Raw genomic sequence first — 18,920 nt, 5'->3', positions numbered from 1 at the left:
ACTATGGCTGCATTTGAATACAAAGCTCTAACTAAACAAGGTAAATCGGTAAAAGGCTTAATTGAAGCTGACACGCAAAAAGGGGCTCGCCAGCAATTGCGTGAAAAAGGTCTGATGCCTGTTGAGTTGCAAGAAACGGTCGCTAAAGAAAAAAGACAAAGTGGCGAGTTTTCTTTGTTTCAGCAAAAAATTTCGGCCAATGATCTCGCATTAATGACACGTCAGCTGGCTACACTTTCTGCTTCAGGCTTAACCGTTGAAGAGTCATTACTAGCCGTAGCTCAACAAACCGATAAACCAAGGCATGAAACGGTATTAATGGCAGTCCGTTCGAAAGTCACTGAAGGTTACTCATTAGCTGACAGTATGGCTGAATTTTCACACATCTTTGATGACTTGTATCGATCTATGGTCGCTGCAGGTGAAAAATCAGGGCATTTAGATACCGTTTTAGAGCGTCTTGCTGATTACACCGAGCAACGTCAAGCAACTAAATCTCAGATCCAGCAAGCCTCTATTTATCCGGTTATGCTGCTACTGGTTGCTGTTACTGTGGTTTCGTATTTATTAGCATCGGTTGTGCCTAAAATAGTCGGTCAATTTGAGCGCATGAATGCGGATTTACCGGCTACAACCAAATTTATGATTGGCGCTAGTGATTTGCTGCGTGATTATGGTTTGTTCTTTTTGGTGTTTGTGATGGTTGGTGCGGTTATTTTTCAACGTGCAGTGCAAAAACCAAAAGCTAAATTGTCATATCATCAATACCTTTTACGGTTGCCCTTATTAGGTAAAGTCGCAAAAGGGCTTAATACCGCCCGTTTTGCTCGCACATTGAGTATTTGTACCGCGAGTGCAGTACCGTTACTTGAGAGTATGCGAATCGCCAGTGATGTTTTATCAAATGAATTTATGAAGCAAGAAATAGATGTTGCTCGCAGTCGAGTTCGTGAAGGAACCAGTTTACGCGCATCGTTAGAACAAACTAAGTTATTTCCACCCATGATGCTACATATGATCGCCAGTGGTGAAAAAAGTGGCGAGCTCGAACAAATGTTAGAGCGTGCTGCCGATAACCAAGATCGAGAATTCCATTCTTTAGTGACTATTACCTTAGGTGTATTAGGCCCTGCGATGGTATTGAGTATGGCTGGAATTGTGTTTTTCATTGTTATATCAATATTACAGCCTATTATGGCGCTTAACCAGTTGGTGGGGTAATTCACAAAACGATGGAACTAATTGCAGTTAGGCAACGTCTACTGTTAAATTGAATTTTGATTTAAGCAACAACAATTGAACATAAGGCCAGCAAGATAAGTTGGTAAATATAAATAAGGTGAGTCAATGAAACAACTACAAAAGCAATCAGGTTTTACCATATTAGAAATTATGGTTGTATTGGTTATTATTGGTATTTTAGCGGGTATGATTGCGCCGTCATTAATTGGCCAAAGTGACGAAGCAAAAATTAAAAAAGCGGCGACTGATATTGTCACGCTAGAAAACGCAATGGATATGTACAAACTTAATAACCACAAATATCCCACAACTGAACAAGGCCTAGATGCTTTAGTTTCGGCTCCTGATATTGACCCTATGCCGAAAAATTACCCTGAAGGTGGTTATATCAAACGGTTGCCGATGGATCCGTGGGATGCGCCCTATGAATTATTAAGCCCAGGCGAAAACGGTAAATTTGATATTTATTCTGTTGGCCCTGATGGTGAACCCGATACAGAAGATGATATTGGCAATTGGAATATCGATGAGTATTTACAATAATTAAATGATGACTGATTAACTTGTCATAAATCGATTTAAAGGGCGTGCTCACGCCCTTTATCAATTATATCCAATACGCTGGAATTCGCTTTGAAAACCGTAGCTGCGCCATTTATAAAATCACAAAAAGGTTTTACCTTACTTGAAATCATGCTGGTTATGGTTTTGATGGCGATCATTGTAAGCTCTATTTCATTTTCATTTGATGTGCAAAGCCCAAAAGATAAAACGTTTAAAGAAGCTAAGCGTTTTCAAGCTATCTATCACTTAGCCGCTGAATACGCATTGCTGAATAATGTGCAGTTTGGCATCGTGATCAAAGAGCAAGGTTATGAATTTGTTGGCTTTGATGGTGAACGTTGGACGCCGATAAGCGATGAAACATATTTTGCTGAGTATGAATTAGAAGAATTTTTTCGTTTAGAATTAAGAATGGACGACATACCTTGGTTAGATGAACAAGCAAATGAAGACGAAGGGTTGTTTGAAACCAGCAAGGATGAAGAAGAGGAAGAAGATAAAATCGTTCCTCAATTGTATTTATTTTCAAGTGGTGACATATCCCCGTTTGAATTGGTTATTATTTATGAAGAAGATTTTTCAGATGATGATCCGGTAGGTTATAGCGTAACGGGGGAATATACCATTCCGCTAAAAGTTGAAGGGCCTCTCGAATTATGAAACTAGCTTCAACCCGTGGTTTTACCTTATTAGAAATTCTTGTTGCGATCTCTATTTTAGCCGTTGCAGGTATTGCGCTTATTTCGTCTGCTAGCTCACATTTAACCAGTCAATCTATGCTTAAACAAGCTAGCTTTGGCCAGTGGGTTGCAAGTAATCGTTTAGCTGAAATTAAGTTGGAGAAAAAGTGGCCGGTAGAAAACAACAAAAAAGGCGAAATGGAAATGGCTGGCGCGACTTATTACTGGCAACAAAAAGTGATCAAAACGCAAGATGAAAGCATGGTTAAAGTGGATGTTTATATTTATGAGTCATCAGAATACCAAACGTCTATTACCAGTATGGGCACCTATATAAGTAAGCGAAATTAATGATGGTGCCAATAGCTAAACCAAAAGGTTTTACATTAATTGAGATGATCATTGCGGTGGCCATTTTTGCTTTAGTCGGTTTAGGCTCAGTCAACGTGTTAAGCAGTATTACACGCAGTAATGAAACGTCTTTAATTCATAGTGAGCGTTTGCAAATGTTACAGCTTGCTATTTTAACTATCGAGCGTGATTTTCGCCAAGCCACCCGCCGTAGTGTTCGAGTTAATGGTGAAGCCCCTCAAGATAGCTTTATATCGCATGGTGAATTGGAGTTTGATAGTCAATCTCAATTCATTGCGATGCGTAAAGTGGGGTGGATCAACCCGATGAATTTAATGAACCGCAGTGAAATTCAATCATTTGCCTATCGAGTTGTCGATGACAAATTAGAACGAGTCTTTTTTGAATATCCCGATCCGGCTGTGGGTGAAGAGTTTAAATCGAGAGTATTGCTAGATAATGTGACAGATCTAACCTTGGAATTCCATGATGGTAAAAGTAATGAATGGAAAGAGAAATGGGCGTCTAAAGATTTTCCGGCCGGCATATCAATAACCTTAACCCTTGGCGATATGGGTGATATACAGCGCATTATTTTATTACCAGAGGCGATGCATTGAATAGACTAAAAAAACAAAGCGGTGTCGCCTTAATTACGGTTTTGCTCATTGTGGCGTTGGTAACTATTATTGCAACTGACATGGCAATGCGTTTACAGATGCAAATCAAACGAACGGATAATTTGTATTCAAATGAACAGGCTTATTGGTATGCACTAGGGGCTGAAGAGTTTGTTAGTTTATTGCTAAAAGAAGCATATGACTCCAAAAAAGGTGTATTCAACTTAGAACAAGCTTGGGCTGTTGAAGGAATGGTTTTTCCGGTAGAAGAGGGTGAAATCGCAGGTGAAGTACATGATTTATATGCCTGTTTTAATATAAATGCGGTTTACAAAGACCCTAAACAAGCTAATAAAACTCAAAATAACAATTCATCTTCTAACACGAGCTCAAATAATAATAGTAACACTAATACCGTGCCTAACGGCGCGGCTTTCCACCCCAAGCCCAAAGAACAGTTCATGGCTTTGTTAGAGGCGTTATCGGTTGATAATTATGAAGCAGAGCAAATTGCTGATAGTGTATATGATTGGCTTGATGCTGATTCGAACACGAGCGCGTTTGGGGCTGAAGATTATGTTTATGAGGCTCGAATCCGGCCACATCTTGCTGCGAATAGCATGATGGCTGATCATTCTGAATTAAGAATGATCGAGGGAGTGAACAAAAGCATAATGGATAAAATAGAAAAGCATGTTTGTATTATTCCCAATAACAACGACTTACTGATTAATGTAAACACGTTGAAAGATGAATCAGCAGAAATATTACATGCTATGCTAGCACCTAAATTATCGGTATCCGATGCTAAATCGGTGATCTCAAATCGACCGACCGAAGGCTACGCCGATATAAATGATTTTTGGAATGAAGCTGAAATTAAAGCCATTGGTGATATCGCTCCTGATGTTAAACAGCAATTTACCGTTAAGAGTCAATATTTTAAAATGAAAGCGAAAACTGAATTTAATAGGAGTTGGGTTGGTTTAGAATCCATCATTCTGTTAGATCAAAAAGGGCAAGGCCGAGTGATTGCCCGCAAGATTGGAGTTTAACGTGTCTGAACAATTATATATTCGACTAGGTAGTCAATATGACGACAATGTTCATTGGTTAGTTTGGTCAGAAAGTGAAAATGAAATTATCGCCTCCGGTGTTTTACCTGATGCGGGTGAATTATCTTCATTACAAAGTCGAGCCGGTAGACAAGCTATTACCGTTTTTGTTTCTGGGCACGATGTCTTAACTAAGCAAGTTGAAATGCCCGCCAAAAGTGGTCGACAGTTTATTCAAGCATTGCCTTATATGTTGGAAGATGAATTAGCACAAGATGTTGATACGTTGTTTTTTGCTCCTGGCGACAAGATACAAAAAGGTGACGCGACTTATTTAAATGTAGCCATTTGTAGTAAAGCACAAATGGATTTATGGTTATCTTGGTTGAATGATGCTGAATTAGTGTCGCAGCGAATTGTACCTGATTATTTAGCCTTGCCGAAAGATGAAGGGTTGAGTGCTATCCAAATTGATAATGATTGGTTGATTAAATCTGATACTTTCAGCGGATTTATTGTAAATGATGCCACATTAACCACGTATTTAAATATGCTGCCCAAATCGGAAGAAGAGGCCATTAAGCTTGAGCATTACTCTCCAATCCCTGAATCAGCCGCTTTACCTGCACATTTTTCGCCAGAAGCAAAAACGTATGATTTACCTTTGCAAGTGTTGGCCGCAGGATTAGGCCAAACTAAGTTTAATTTACGCCAAGGCGTTTACCAGCTTAAAAAAAATACGTGGAAATTTGTGTCAGCTTGGCGCAATGTCGCTATTTTAACCGGTGTTTTGTTTTCTATTCATTTAGTCGGTCAAGGTATAAAAATTGTGAAGTTAGAAGCGCAATCGGCTGTCATTGATAAACAAATACGCCAAACGTTTTTAACCGCTTTTCCAACGGGTGGCAAAATTAAAAGCAACGGTATGAAAAAATACATCAAATCAAAAATGAAAGATGTGGCGGTGAGTGGAGAAGGTGATCAATTTTTTCCAATGCTTGCAGATACCATGGCTGTATTTTCTCAAGTACCTGCGTTATCGCCGCTTACATTACGTTTTGATGCTGGGCGAGCTGAAATTAGGATCCAAGCACAAGGCAATAACTTTGCTAACTTTGAAAGCTTTAAAGTAAAAGCGGGTGAACAAGGGTTAAAGGTTGAGCAAGGTTCACTCAACAATACCGATGGAAAAGTGAGCGGTTCATTGAGTATTAAGGGCGCGTAATGAATATTAAACAATGGTATAACAGCTTAGCCAAACGTGAGCAAAACCTAATTAATGGCGCGAGCGTTGTTTTGTTAATTGGTCTTGTATTTCAACTGATTATTGGCCCTATTAATGCTCGTGCTGCTAAAGCAGAGCTTGATGTCGTTAATAAAGCCAAGTTACTTGCTTGGGTTGCCGAAAATGGCAGCAAGTACAAAGCCGCTAATCGTAAAGTAGGCGGCAGTGGCAGCTCATTAAGCAACATTGTAAATCGCAGTGCCCGCCAAGCGGGTATTACGATATCGGGAACAAAGCCGCAAGGTACCGAGTTACAAATTCAACTTGATAATGTTGAGTTTAATCGATTATTAAAATGGTTAGAAACGCTAGTTGAAAGAGAGCAAGTACGGATCACCATGTTTGACATTAACGCAGACGATAAGCCTGGTGAAGTTAGAGTTAAGCGTTTACAGCTAGCTAAGTAATAACGTGTTTTTAAGGTAATAAATATGAAAGGGTTTAAAGCGGCATTCGTTTTTTTTGTGCTGTATCTGGTTTTTTTACTGGCGACAATTCCGGCCAGTTTTGTGATTCATAATATACCCTTGCCCAAAAATGTAGAACTGGGCATGGCCAGTGGTTCTATTTGGCAAGGTAAGCTAGATACCGCGCAGGTTGATGGGATATTAATTAAAAATATCTCTTGGTCTGTTTCATTTAGCCAATTGCTAACGGGTAAGGCCGCCGTTGATTTTAGAATGGGAAGTAGACGCCGACTAAATGAACCGTACGGCACAGGCACCGCGTTTATTGGTTTTCAAGGCATGGGACTAACCCAAACTAAATTATCCGTACCGGCTAGTATTGCAATGCCTAAACTGCAAGCTTTAATGGTTGAAAGTTTAGCGGGAACCGTTAACTTAGATGTGAAACAGTATGTGTTTGATCAGCCTTATTGTGCTGAACTTGATGCCAATGTTCTCTGGAAACAATCAGCATTAGGTGTGATGGGGAGTCAATTTAGCCTTGGCGATTTAAAGCTGAATTTGGCTTGCCAAGAGGGTAATCTAGCGGTTGTCGCTAAAGGTGACGATAAAGTGTTAATGTTGGATGTAACCGCAACACTCAAAGACAAGTTTAGAGCAAAAGTAGACGGAAAAGTCAAAGCCGGTAGTGAAGCTGATAAGGCATTAATGGCCGCGATGAGCTTTTTAGGCCGAGCAGACACACAAGGTTTTTATACCCTACGGTACGGCTCATAGGTTATTTAGGCCGACAAATTAATTAATAAAAAAGGCTTCAAGTTATTGAAGCCTTTTTTGTTTGAGTTAACCAATTTAGCGCTCAAGATTGCACATAGCCGTTTAATTTTTTTCCGGCATCGTCTTTGTTAATGCGTGCGTATAGTGCTCAAAAGATGAAATTGAATCGAATTCTGTTATTTCTCTGGCGGCTTGTTTACTGTCTGGGTTTTCAATCGCGACAATATGTTTAATACCAAATGTTCTCGCGACTTCTAAAATCCCAATGCTATCATCAATAAATAAGGTTCGTTCTTTATCAAAGTTGACGTATTGCTCTAATTGTTGCCATAAAGAAAGTGATTCTTTTGTCACCCCAAATTGATGAGTAGAGATCAGTTCATCGATATATTCACTGAGCTGTGTTTTTTCTATTTTTAACGATAAACTATCAGGATGAGCATTCGTCACTAAAACAACGCGTTTGTTAGTTGCTTTTAAAGCGGTTAAAAAAGCCGGTACATCACTTCGCATTTGGATTAAATGTGCGATCTCTCGTTTGATTAGAGGGATATCTAATGCCAGTTCTTTTCCCCAAAAATCTAAGCAATACCATTCTAGTTGACCATGATATTTATCACATAAACCCGCAATGTAGCGTTGAGATTCTTCATGAGGTACTTGCTTTATTTCGGCGTATCGTTTGGGTAAATACTCAACCCAAAAATAGTTATCAAAATGTAAATCGAGCAGGGTGCCGTCCATATCTAAAAGAACAGTATCAATATCTTTCCATTGCAGCATAATGTGTATTAGGGTATAAATTTAATATAGAATGGTGTGGGTATTATACGCAGGTTTACTGCATCAACCCAAACGACTTTACAACGCGACTAACCTAACTCTGATTAAAAATGACATTATCATGAGCGATAAGCTCCCACAAAAGACACTCCCAACTATTTTAGCGACTGAAATTGCCGCTAAAAGTAAGTTGTTTGAAATCGAAAGTGTTCACTTACAATTTAGTAATGGTGAAGAACGCGATTATGAGCGGATGAAAACCTCGGGTCGAGGTGCCGTTATGATTGTCGCGATGCCAGACCCCGATACTATTTTACTGGTTTGTGAATACGCGGCTGGCATGCACAGTTATGAACTTGGTTTACCTAAAGGGTTAATTGACCCTGGTGAAACCCCAATTGAAGCTGCAAACCGTGAATTAAAAGAAGAAATTGGCTTTGGTGCGCGCAAGTTCACACAATTGAAAAGCTTATCGCTTGCTCCCGGATATTTTGGTGCTAGTATGCATATACTATTGGCAGAAGACTTATATCCTGAGCGATTAGAAGGTGATGAGCCTGAACCACTTGATGTTGTCTCATGGTCAATTAACGATTTAGATGCATTATTACAACGAAATGATTTTACAGAGGCGCGCAGTGTCGCGGCTTTGTTTTTAGCTAGGAGACACCTTAACCTTGCAACCTGAAGTTAAATCTTTACTTGAACCCGTTAAAGCGATCGCCCAAAAAGCAGGGCTGGCTATACTTGATATTTATAATTCGGGTGAATTCGAATTAGAGCAGAAAGATGATGACTCGCCTGTAACGAGTGCAGATTACGCGGCTAATGATATTTTAGTTGCGGGTCTGAAAGCATTAAACCCGCACATTCCTATTATCTCGGAAGAAACAACGGCTGTTACTTTACAGCTCAGAAAACAATGGAATCGATATTGGTTGCTTGATCCGATGGATGGCACTCAAGAGTTTGTATCGCGCAGTGGTGACTTTGCCGTTAATGTGGCTTTGGTTGAAAATGGTTGGCCTGTTATGGGCGTGATCTATTGGCCAACAAAAGATATATTTTATTATGCTATTGAAGGGCAAGGTGCTTTTAAACAAGCAAAAGGCAAAATTAAGGCTATCTCGGTACGAGATGTATCAAACGAACCAGAATCAATAAAACTGGCTGTATCGCGTGTGCAGAAAAAAGATACAGTCACTCGCTATTTATTTGATAACCATCATTATGAAATGGTGCCTTTGGGCAGCGCGTCGTTAAAAAGTTGTTATATTGCTGAAGGTAAAGCTGATTGTTATTTACGGGTAGGGCCTACCGGTGAATGGGATACCGGCGCTAGCCATTGCATTATTGAAGAAGCCGGTGGACGTATTTTAGATAGCGAGTTTAATGGTCTTAGCTATAACAAGCGCAATACCTTTTCAAACCCCGATTTTATGGTACTGGGTAATCAAAATATTGATTGGCACCAAGTTATCAAACCTCATAAAACTAAAAGAACCTTAAAGGATTAACCTTCCCTATGAAAAAACTATTAACGAGCGCGTTATTTTGTTTGCCATTATTTGCGCAAGCGGCTTGGGTGTCTGATGATGCCAGCTCGAGTATTCATTTTTTATCGACCAAAAAAAAACATATTATTGAAACTCATCAGTTTGATCGTTTTACCGCTTCGCTTTCCGATTCGGGTGCGGTTAAGCTAGAAATCGATTTAACCTCGGCGAATACGTTAATCCCTATTCGTAATGAACGTTTACAAGAATTTTTATTTGAAACAAGCCAGTTTGCTAAAGCGACCTTAAACGCTCAACTTGATGCAGATTTATTAACCACTATTCAATCTGGAAAATTTGTTTCTAAAACCGTTAATGCTAACTTGAATTTACACGGGGTTATTCGGCCGATCAAAACTAAAGTTAACTTCGTTAGTTTAAAAAATGGTGATATTTTAGTGCAAAGCCAAGAGCCAATTATTATTGATAGCCGTCACTATGAATTAGCAACGGGGGTTGATAAGCTTAAATCGTTAGCGGGTTTACCTTCTATTGGCTATACCGTGCCTGTTGTTTTTTCATTAGTCATGAAAAGCCAATAATATCCAACTACACTAAGATGGGGCGCTAATATTTAACGCCTCATCGATGAACTTTTTAACTCCTTTCTTCTCTAACTCAATTCGATTATCAACTCTGTAGCTAGAGTGAAAGACTTAATAGATTTATTACACTTCAAGCCCTGAAGTCTCTCAATGGAATAAAAATAAAGGCGAGTTTATGAATAACCGTTTTGTCTCATTTATCAGCGCATGTGCCGCTGGTTTATTATTAGGTTGCACGCAAACACAAACCAATCACGTTATTGATCAGCCCATTATCAACACTGTGGTTAAACCTGCGGTTAATACTGAATTAACCTATGTCAGAACCGTTGAAGGTATTGAAGAGTATAAACTGAGTAATGGCCTTAAAGTTTTACTATTACAGGATGCAGCTCAGCCTAAAACCTTAGTTAATATTACCTATCGTGTTGGCTCTGTGCATGAAAAGTATGGTGAGACGGGTATGGCTCATTTATTAGAACATATGCTATTTAAAGGCTCGACAAATTACCCTGAAATCGAAAATGAATTTAAAAAAAGAGGCATGGGTATTAATGCTTCTACGTGGTTAGACCGCACTAATTATTTTGAAGTGTTCGAAACGAATGACGAATCACTTGCTTGGGCGTTAGGTATGGAAGCCGATCGAATGGTTAATGCCACGTTTACGGCAGAAGAGCTAAAAAGTGAAATGACGGTTGTGCGTAATGAGATGGAAAGAGGTGAAAATAATCCTATCCGTACATTATTGTCACGTATGTCATCTATGGCGCATTTATGGCACAACTATGGTAAATCAACGATAGGTGCTCGGTCTGATGTTGAAAATTTCCCCTTTGAAAAATTACGTGCATTTTATAAAACGCATTACCGTCCTGATAATGCTGTCTTAACAATCGCAGGTCGTTTTGACCCCGAGCATGTGAAAACATTAGTTAAAGAAAAATTTGGCGTACTGGCCAAGCCAGAAGCGCCTATTGAATCACTTTATACTGTAGAACCGACACAAGACGGTGAGCGCATTGTTAATTTGCGTCGAGTGGGTGACGTACCTTGGGTTGGTTTGTTATATCACATACCTTCTGGTTTGCATAAAGACGCTGCCGCTTTACGTGTATTGCAACAAATTTTAGCTGATGCTTCTCGTGGGCGCTTAAAAACCGATATTGTCGATACTCAGCTTGGTACGGCCGCGATGGCATTTTCGTTTATGTTGAAGGATAGCTCTCAGTTGTATTTATTTGCTCAAGGCAGTAAAGATCAAGACACTAAGCAACTTGAGCTAGAATTAATAAAACAAGCTGAACATATTAAAGATAAGCCGATCACCAACGACGAAGTCACCCGTGCACAAACCACATTACTTAAACAAGCTGAGATGGCTTTGCGAGATGTACAAGGTGTGGGAATGGAATTGTCTGAATATATTGCTAAAGGGGATTATCGACATCTGTTTTACTTCCGTGATTTAGTACAAGCGGTAACGGCGGCTGATGTGCAAAGAGTGGCAGAGCAATATTTAATTCAAAGTAATCGTACACTTGGGCGCTTTATCCCGACGGTTGAACCTAAGCGAGCCGATATTCCTCAGCCCGCTTCATTAGATGAGTTACTTAAAGATTACGTGGGCCAAGAAGTGGCCGCGGCGGGTGAGGTTTACGACAATAATGTTGCCAACATTACCGCACGATTGCGTCAACAAACGTGGGCGCAAGGTACTGAGTTAATGGTTTATCCTAAAAAACTGCGTGGTGAAGAAATTCATCTACAAATGGTTTTTCCGACCGGTAGTCCTAAAACACTTGCCGGTCATGTTAGTGCTTTTTCATTTTTAGGATCACAAGTCTTATCTGGTAATACGCAATATACAAAAGCGCAAATAGCAGACAAATTAGATGCCTTAAAAAGTAATGTCAGCATAAGCAGTCGCTTAGGTGAAATTTATGTGGGTATCACCACCGACAAAGCTCATTTACAAGCGGTTGTTAAGTTTGTCGGTGAATTGTTATCAAATCCAACCTTTCCGGCTGGTGAGCTTGAAAATGCCAAAAGAGCGAGCATTTCGGCGTTAGAACAGCAACGTAATGACCCGAATGCGCAAGCATTACAGTTGTATCGTGAAGCGATGAACGCTTATCCGATTGGTCACCCTAAAGCGGTTCAAACGATAGATGAAAAAATTGCGGGTATACAAGCGTTAACCAGCGCTGATTTAGCCGCGCTTTATAAAGCGCATATAACAATAAATCAGGGGTATATTGCGGTTGTGGGCGATGTTAATGCCAGTGCGTTGTCGGTGCAATTACAAGAGGCTATTGGGCATTTAACAACCCCGGTTGAGTATCAATACATGCCGGCCCAATTACACGATAAACAAGGTTTGGTTTTATCAAAACAGACGCCTGATAAATCAAATGCAAATTTATATATTATTAATCGGTTAGATATTAATCCTAAACATCCAGATTATATGGCATTGAACATTGCCAATTCTATTTTTGGTCAAGATACGTTTAGCTCTCGCATCGGCAAGCGTATTAGAGTAGAAGAAGGTTATAGCTATTCAGTCCGTTCTGGATTATCAACAAGTGAACTTGATGAACACGGTGTGTTTTGGGCAATGGCGATTGCGGCACCAGAAAACATGCCAAATGTGATCCAAGCCTATAAAGAAGAAGTCGCTAAAGTTGTACAAAATGGTTTTACTCAAAAAGAGCTGGATTTAGCCATTGAAGGATTTGTCAATTCTCGTAAACGGGCTTGGGCAGAAGATGCGGCTATTCCTAATGTATTAATTGATAGTAAACGAATCAATAAAAGCTTAGCGACTTACGATGCTGAAATACAAGCGGTACAAGCATTAACACTTACTGATATACATAACGCTTTTAAGCAGTATATTGCCAATAAAGATATCAATGTTTTTCAAGCCGGTGATTTTAAATAACCGATAATACGCGGGTAAATGAATATTGGGTTAACCTTAAGCTTGGATCAATTGTTGAGGAAAACCTAGGCGTACATATTGTACTAGACATGGTAAAATGCACCTTAATTGAGGTTTGAAAAGATAATTATGACAACATTTAAACATATTAGCTGCGCTGATACCGCAGCAAAATTAGCTGAAAAAGGCTGTGTTATAGCCGATATTCGTGATGAAAACGCCTATAACGCTGCGCATATTGCCGAGTCATATCATTTAACAAATGGTAATTTAAGCCAGTTTGTACAAAACGTAGAGGAAGATACGCCCGTTGTTGTGGTTTGCTATCATGGACGTTCAAGTCAAGGAGCCGCTCAATATTTAGCCGAGCAGGGCTTTGAAGATGTTTATAGTATGGATGGTGGATTTGAATTATGGCGTCAGCAATATGAATTCACCAGCGCCGAATAAAGAACAAGAAGTATCTGCTTATGCGATCGCTATTTTTGAGAATGAGCGAGTCGCTCAAGCTTTAGCTGACTATCTAACAACCCAAGATATAGTTGCTAAAACCATGCCTAAAAATAATGAAATTTGGGTGGTTATTTTTAAGGAAGGTCAAGTTGAAGCTGCGCGTAAAATCGCAGACGACTTTATTAAAAACCCGAATAAAGATAAGTATATTGACGCGTCATGGCAACTCAATGAAACGCATGATTTAGCTTATTCTAATAAAGGTTATGCCAATATTGTTGATAGCTTGAAGCAGACTAAGCTTTTTACTTTTAGCTTCATAGTTGTTTTATTTATTATTCAACTTGGTTTATCAATGGGGTTTGTACAGCCTATTCTTCAGGCCTTACATTTTCCGGTGACGTTAACCGAGTTGTCGCTGCAGCAGTTTTATCGTTTGTGGTCACCCGCTCTAATCCATGCTGATTGGTCGCATTGGCTTTTTAACGTATTTTGGTTTTGGTGGCTGGGTAATCGAGTCGAGCAACAGTCGCGTTTTAAGCTCATTAATGTTTGTTTGCTTTCTGGTTTATTGGCGCATGTGAGCCAATATTACTTAGTGGGGGCTAACTTTGTTGGTCTTTCTGGGGTTGTTTATGGCCTTTTTGCTTATGTGTGGTTTTTAGGGCGTCAAACCAAACTAGAAAGTTATTTTATCCCTAACGCGTTAGTCGGGTTTATGTTGTTATGGGTTGCCATTGGTTTTATGAATATATTACCGATGGGAACCGCAAATTGGGCTCACTTATTAGGTTTTGTTTCTGGTTTGGCCTTAGCTTGGTTTGAAAGTTTGTCCAATAAAACCACTCCGCCTTCCAAAGAGGGTTAAGTAATTTACTTCTTCTTACATCGATAAAGCGTATTTTGATGCGCTTTATCTCTTCTTCACTTTTTGTATACATCTAATGAATATGCTGCAAAGGCACACTCTTGAGTTGTTTAATGCTCAAGAGTAGCAGTCACGAGGAAGGGGGAGATTGTTATTAATGGTATAAATATTTGGTAAAAAGTAAATCATGGATAATTTCATCTTTTGTTTCTCTTTTTAAGATGAGCTTAACTTGATCGGCACATTTTTTACGAATTTCTTCACGTCCAGTTAGTGATTTAACTTTCTCTTCAGGCTCTCTACCAATAATACCAATAATGGCATCTCGTAACATAGGCGAGTGATGTTCTACTACGTCGATATTGTCAGCGTTTTTTAGCATCAACTCTATGGTCACTCTTACGTAGCCTGGTTTTTTCTTGGTTGAAATATAATTGGTAATAATGTCGGGTTCCATGCCGAAGTAGCCAAAGGTATCTTCAGCCTGTGAAAGGGGGGTTAAAAGTAAAAGCCAAAATAAAGCTAAGCACTTTATGCTTTTAGTCATAAATGTTCTCACTGATTTTATCAAACTATTCGATAGGTAAACTATAAACGCATCTATCAATAATAGTGGGCGTTTTCCATATAATACAAGTCTTACTTTGATTGTCGATACCTTAATTAGCATAATATAGTCTTCTCGCTCAGGTTTTATGGTTCATTGTCAGCGCTTACTCTCGACTTTGGCTCCTGCGTCGTTCTAACACCTAAATCCATTTAGGCGGCCCCAATCACATAGTAGAGCATATGCTCATGGCGTCTCGAAGCTTGCCTGCATGGATGCAGGTAAGGGGCGAGAGCAGGACGCGGTAGCTTTGACTGCTTTGCTTACATGGATGTAAGTACTTCGGTTTCGTCTGGAACGAGAAACCTGCCCCTAAAACCCGATCGCTTTGACTATAAGCGGTTTCTTTTAGCTTATTTTTATCTATGTGGTTGAAGAGTCGGATCGTGATTTATTTGTCGCGGCTAAATTAAAGCTGTTATCATGGTGACATTATAAATCGAAGTCTGATTTTTTAATGAATAAGTTACTATCACCCATTCCCCTCACGGGTGAGTGGGGACATGACTATGCAAATGTTTCTAGTTTATTGTATTCGTGGCTTTTTGACCCAAGCTCGCTCACCGCGCGATTAAAAGCTAACTGTAGGCAGTTTCGTGTTGAGGTTGTATTTGAGCAGCAAATTTTAGCTTCTGCTTTAACTGAACAATTAACGTCGACAATGGAGGATGATTCGTATTGGCTAAGGCAGGTTTTATTGATGTGTGATAATGAGCCTTGGGTATTTGCTAGTACAGTTATTCCTAATAAAACGATAAAATCGGGTCACCCATTTTTAGCTCAACTAGGTTCACAACCGTTAGGTGAAGCTTTATTTTGTCACCCTGCTGTTTCTCGAGGCAATATTGAAGTGAAAGCCTTTAATGGGGCTTCTCATTCATTTTCTACTCATATTGAACGCTTTTTAACGGTTCCCAAAATACCAGATACACTTTGGGGGCGGCGCTCTATTTTTAATATCGATCTTTCTCCTTTAATGGTGACAGAGATTTTTTTACCGGCTTGTATTGCTTACCATGCTTAATTTTACCTTACCTGAAAAACGCCAAGCTTATTGGCAACTGATGCGCATTGATAAACCTATTGGTATTTATTTATTACTTTGGCCAACATTATGGGCCTTATGGTTTGCTGCAGAAGGGATCCCTGATTTAACTTTATTAATTATTTTTAGTTTAGGTGTTTTTGTCATGCGTTCGGCTGGCTGTGTTATTAATGATTATGCAGACCGACATGTTGATGGTGCTGTAGAACGAACGAAAAATAGACCTTTTGCCAAAAAAATCGTGAGTGAGAAAGAGGGGCTTAGTTTATTTGGTTTGTTGATTGTGTTGGCTTTTGCTTTAGTTTTATTTTTAAACTGGCAAACCATTGTGCTTTCTATTGGGGCTTTGATACTTGCGGCTTTGTATCCTTTTATGAAGCGTTTTACTTATTTACCTCAATTTGTACTCGGTGCTGCTTTTAGTTGGGCTATACCGATGGCTTATATGGCCACTCAAATGGAATTACCACCTATTTTATGGTTGTTATATCTAGCTAACCTATTATGGACCGTCGCTTACGATACACTTTATGCCATGGTCGATCGAGATGATGATTTAAAAGTGGGTATTAAATCGACAGCTATTTTATTTGGCCGCTATGATCGAGCGCTGGTATTAATTTTTCAGATAGGTGCATTGGTTTGTTTAGGTTTAGTGGGTATCGAATATGATCGACAGGCATTCTTTTATTGCAGTTTATGCTTAGCGCTGTTGGTTTTTATTTATCATTTTTGGCTAACAAGAGATAAAACGAAGCCTGCTTGTTTTAAGGCTTTTTTACAAAATCATTATGCAGGGCTTATTATATTGTTAGGTATTATTGCCGATTATTTAGTCTAAACAGGTTATGCAACCTGTTTAGACACGAGGGCACACTTAGATTTTGTGTTGAGAGAAATATTGCTTAACTTTTATTTGTAGTTCTGCTGACGGCATGGGGTAAGCATACAAAAAACCTTGCACATATTCGCAGCCCAAATTAATTAAACCTTGCTCCTGTTCTTTGGTTTCAATGCCTTCAGCTATCGTGGCTAAGCCTAATTTTTTACCCAAGTTTATAATCATTTCAGCAATAATGGCGCCATTGGGGTTGTGCATATCCATGACAAAGGCGCGATCAACTTTGATGCGATCAAGCGGTAAACGTTGTAAATAACTTAATGACGAAAAACCGGTACCAAAATCATCTATCGCGACTTTTATGCCATGAGATTTGAGCGCATTTAAAATATCGATAACCATTTGGGGTTCATCCATAATGACACTTTCGGTTATCTCTAATTCAATCCGTGCAGGATCAACACCCATTCTATTAATTGTTGTAATGACGCTCTGAGCGAAATCGGGGCTACGAAATTGCGGCATCGAGACATTAACGGATATTTTCATATCGTTATTAATCAGTGCATCAAGTTGTTTTAATTGGCGGCAAGCTTCTTCGAGTACCCAAGCGCCAATCTCAATTATTAAGCCTGAATGTTCAGCCAGCGGAATAAAAGTCGTCGGTGATATATATTCACCATGTGCATTGGGCCATCTTAAAAGTGCTTCCATACCCACTAATTTATTACTTTTTAAGCAGTATTGCGGTTGGTACCAAAGTTGAAGTCGGTTGTTAAAAAAGTCAGTTCTGAGTTGACGTATCATGCCTAAACGCCAAGCTGTTTGCTCTTCCATATCGCTGGTATAAAATTCTAAACGTTTAATATTGTGTTTTTTTGCACGGTTTAGCGCGATATAAGCTTGTTTTAGGATTGTGAGCCCTTTATTACCACTTTGATTTTTACGGCAGAAACCTAAATTAGCGGTTAGCGGTAAGGTATGCTCACCCACTTTGAAGGGAAGCTTGAATAAGTTTTGAATATTATCTGGATTAAGTTCTTTTTCGAAGCCGATTAAGCCAAATACATCTGCACTTATTCGGCCAATGGTGGTGGTACTAGCAAATGATTCTACTATACGTTTAGCGATAGCGACTAAAATATCATTGCCGGTATCTTGGCCTAAACCATCATTAATATCTGAGAATTGCTTGATATCAATTAATGCGACAATATCACCATATTCATTGCAACGAGCATGTAAATCGAGAATGCGCGCAAATTCAGTTCTATTACCCAGCCCCGTTAACCAATCTTTATAAGCGGCATTTTGTAGGCGACTAACTAAATTTATATTGTCTAATGCGACGACTAAGTTATTGAGATACACATCCAACAACTGCATTTCTGTTTCTGTGTATTCTAACCGGCCGTCATCAATATAAATCGCTGCTTGTTGGCTTACACCCTTGATGAATAAAACCGTCTCGTGTTCGTCAAATTTATGTTCGGTGGAATTAAAACTTTGTGATATTTGCAAGATGGCTCGGCCATTATCACAATTAATTAAACGCTGCCCTGAAAATTCAGCATAAACGGCGGTGCCACCTTGGATCATTAAGGTTTTTTCGTTGTTGTTATCTTCACAAATCACATCGGCACAGAGTAAACCGATTGGTTTTATTTTGAGTAACTGTGCTATTTGTTTAATGGTAGAAGTCGCAAAGCTTGATGCTGATTGCTGTTTTAGCAAATCGGCTCCACAGCGCACGATATGCTCTAAACCGGCTCTATTTTCATTAATTTTTTTAATCTGTAAAAACGATCGCAGAGATGAAACAATGGCGGTGACGAGTTTAGAGCGGGTTAATTCTGTTTTGGTTTTATAATCATTAATGTCATATTCTTTGACAACACTTTCTTCTGGTGCGTACCCTGGTTGGCCGGTGCGTAATATTATACGGACATCATGCATGTTTAAATCGTTGCGAATATAACGAGCAACCCGTAAACCGGCATCCTCTGTTTCCATCACAACATCAAGTAATATAATCGCGATATCATCGTTGTCGTGCAAAAATGAAATAGCTTCACTACCGGAATGTGCATGGCTGAACGCTAAATTACCTTCAAAGGCAACAAGGTCATTTAAGGCGAGTTTGGTTACTGAATGTATTTCAGGATCATCATCAACAATAAGCACTCGCCAGCTATTAGGCAGAACGACACTTTCAACCGGTGTGTCATCACCGTTATCTTCTGCAAATAGAATTTCATCATCATCAAAGCCAGCTGGGCACATGGTTAACCTTT

General features: G+C 39.3%; 20 protein-coding genes. 17 read left to right on the top strand and 3 right to left on the bottom strand.

All coding sequences use genetic code 11. The features are described 5' to 3' along the window. Positions 1-3: 3 nt before the first annotated feature. The 9 genes from gspF (at position 4) to DPX34_RS03295 (ending at position 6,981) form a co-directional block, all read left to right on the top strand. Positions 4-1,221, top strand: coding sequence for a type II secretion system inner membrane protein GspF (gspF, locus tag DPX34_RS03335; RefSeq protein WP_111976983.1), 1,218 nt, complete (start codon positions 4-6; stop codon positions 1,219-1,221). A gap of 126 nt (positions 1,222-1,347) precedes the next feature. Continuing rightward, positions 1,348-1,785 carry a type II secretion system major pseudopilin GspG gene (gene gspG, locus DPX34_RS03330; RefSeq protein ID WP_111976982.1) on the top strand — a complete coding sequence of 146 codons (438 nt, stop codon included), beginning with the start codon at positions 1,348-1,350 and terminating at the stop codon, positions 1,783-1,785. Positions 1,786-1,875: 90 nt separating this feature from the next. Next, positions 1,876-2,466 (top strand): type II secretion system minor pseudopilin GspH, encoded by a 591-nt coding sequence (gspH, locus tag DPX34_RS03325; protein ID WP_111976981.1) that lies wholly within the window; start codon positions 1,876-1,878, stop codon positions 2,464-2,466. Next, positions 2,463-2,837, top strand: coding sequence for a type II secretion system minor pseudopilin GspI (gene gspI / locus DPX34_RS03320; protein WP_111976980.1), 375 nt, complete (start codon positions 2,463-2,465; stop codon positions 2,835-2,837). The genes gspH and gspI overlap by 4 nt, the downstream gene beginning before the upstream one ends. Next, on the top strand, positions 2,837-3,457 hold the full coding sequence (gspJ, locus tag DPX34_RS03315; protein ID WP_232824632.1) for a type II secretion system minor pseudopilin GspJ: 621 nt from the start codon (positions 2,837-2,839) through the stop codon (positions 3,455-3,457). The genes gspI and gspJ overlap by 1 nt, the downstream gene beginning before the upstream one ends. Continuing rightward, positions 3,454-4,512 (top strand): type II secretion system minor pseudopilin GspK, encoded by a 1,059-nt coding sequence (gspK, locus tag DPX34_RS03310; protein ID WP_157964606.1) that lies wholly within the window; start codon positions 3,454-3,456, stop codon positions 4,510-4,512. The genes gspJ and gspK overlap by 4 nt, the downstream gene beginning before the upstream one ends. Position 4,513: 1 nt before the next feature. Continuing rightward, positions 4,514-5,737, top strand: a complete 1,224-nt coding sequence (gene gspL, locus DPX34_RS03305) for a type II secretion system protein GspL (RefSeq protein ID WP_157964605.1) — start codon at positions 4,514-4,516, stop codon at positions 5,735-5,737. Next, the gene (locus DPX34_RS03300) at positions 5,737-6,204 is read left to right on the top strand and encodes a type II secretion system protein M (protein WP_232824631.1); all 468 of its coding nucleotides are present in this window, start codon (positions 5,737-5,739) and stop codon (positions 6,202-6,204) included. The genes gspL and DPX34_RS03300 overlap by 1 nt, the downstream gene beginning before the upstream one ends. A gap of 24 nt (positions 6,205-6,228) precedes the next feature. Beyond that, positions 6,229-6,981: a type II secretion system protein N gene (locus tag DPX34_RS03295; RefSeq protein ID WP_111976978.1), complete on the top strand. Its 753-nt coding sequence runs from the start codon at positions 6,229-6,231 to the stop codon at positions 6,979-6,981. A gap of 102 nt (positions 6,982-7,083) precedes the next feature. Here DPX34_RS03295 and yrfG read toward each other — a convergent pair whose 3' ends face one another. Continuing rightward, positions 7,084-7,764, bottom strand: a complete 681-nt coding sequence (gene yrfG, locus DPX34_RS03290; protein WP_111976977.1) for a GMP/IMP nucleotidase — start codon at positions 7,762-7,764, stop codon at positions 7,084-7,086. A 121-nt stretch (positions 7,765-7,885) separates the two neighbouring features. Here yrfG and nudE point away from each other — a divergent pair, with 121 nt between their 5' ends. The 6 genes from nudE (at position 7,886) to DPX34_RS03260 (ending at position 14,133) form a co-directional block, all read left to right on the top strand. Further along, positions 7,886-8,452, top strand: coding sequence for an ADP compounds hydrolase NudE (gene nudE / locus DPX34_RS03285; protein WP_111977020.1), 567 nt, complete (start codon positions 7,886-7,888; stop codon positions 8,450-8,452). Next, positions 8,442-9,281, top strand: a complete 840-nt coding sequence (cysQ, locus tag DPX34_RS03280) for a 3'(2'),5'-bisphosphate nucleotidase CysQ (RefSeq protein ID WP_111976976.1) — start codon at positions 8,442-8,444, stop codon at positions 9,279-9,281. Before nudE ends, cysQ begins: the two co-directional genes overlap by 11 nt. An 8-nt stretch (positions 9,282-9,289) precedes the next feature. Next, positions 9,290-9,862, top strand: coding sequence for a YceI family protein (locus DPX34_RS03275; protein ID WP_111976975.1), 573 nt, complete (start codon positions 9,290-9,292; stop codon positions 9,860-9,862). Positions 9,863-10,040: 178 nt separating this feature from the next. Then, on the top strand, positions 10,041-12,812 hold the full coding sequence (locus tag DPX34_RS03270) for a M16 family metallopeptidase (RefSeq protein ID WP_111976974.1): 2,772 nt from the start codon (positions 10,041-10,043) through the stop codon (positions 12,810-12,812). Between the two features lie 129 nt (positions 12,813-12,941). Further along, entirely contained in the window at positions 12,942-13,262 is a 321-nt protein-coding gene (gene glpE / locus DPX34_RS03265; RefSeq protein ID WP_111976973.1) for a thiosulfate sulfurtransferase GlpE, read from the top strand. Next, on the top strand, positions 13,240-14,133 hold the full coding sequence (locus tag DPX34_RS03260; protein ID WP_198673607.1) for a rhomboid family intramembrane serine protease: 894 nt from the start codon (positions 13,240-13,242) through the stop codon (positions 14,131-14,133). Before glpE ends, DPX34_RS03260 begins: the two co-directional genes overlap by 23 nt. A 154-nt stretch (positions 14,134-14,287) precedes the next feature. Here DPX34_RS03260 and DPX34_RS03255 read toward each other — a convergent pair whose 3' ends face one another. Further along, positions 14,288-14,680, bottom strand: coding sequence for a flagellar basal body-associated protein FliL (locus tag DPX34_RS03255; protein ID WP_111976971.1), 393 nt, complete (start codon positions 14,678-14,680; stop codon positions 14,288-14,290). A gap of 517 nt (positions 14,681-15,197) precedes the next feature. Between DPX34_RS03255 and DPX34_RS03250 the strand changes: the two genes are divergently transcribed. Beyond that, positions 15,198-15,764 carry a chorismate--pyruvate lyase family protein gene (locus DPX34_RS03250; protein ID WP_111976970.1) on the top strand — a complete coding sequence of 189 codons (567 nt, stop codon included), beginning with the start codon at positions 15,198-15,200 and terminating at the stop codon, positions 15,762-15,764. Then, positions 15,757-16,626 (top strand): 4-hydroxybenzoate octaprenyltransferase, encoded by an 870-nt coding sequence (gene ubiA / locus DPX34_RS03245; protein ID WP_111976969.1) that lies wholly within the window; start codon positions 15,757-15,759, stop codon positions 16,624-16,626. Before DPX34_RS03250 ends, ubiA begins: the two co-directional genes overlap by 8 nt. A gap of 36 nt (positions 16,627-16,662) precedes the next feature. Here ubiA and DPX34_RS03240 read toward each other — a convergent pair whose 3' ends face one another. After that, entirely contained in the window at positions 16,663-18,909 is a 2,247-nt protein-coding gene (locus tag DPX34_RS03240; protein ID WP_111976968.1) for a bifunctional diguanylate cyclase/phosphodiesterase, read from the bottom strand. Positions 18,910-18,920 lie beyond the last annotated feature (11 nt).

The sequence above is a fragment of the Algibacillus agarilyticus genome, assembly GCF_003286125.1.
GTDB lineage: Bacteria > Pseudomonadota > Gammaproteobacteria > Enterobacterales > Alteromonadaceae > Algibacillus > Algibacillus agarilyticus.
The sequence above is the reverse complement of the archived record's forward strand: the minus strand, read 5'-3'. Positions and strand labels throughout refer to the sequence as shown.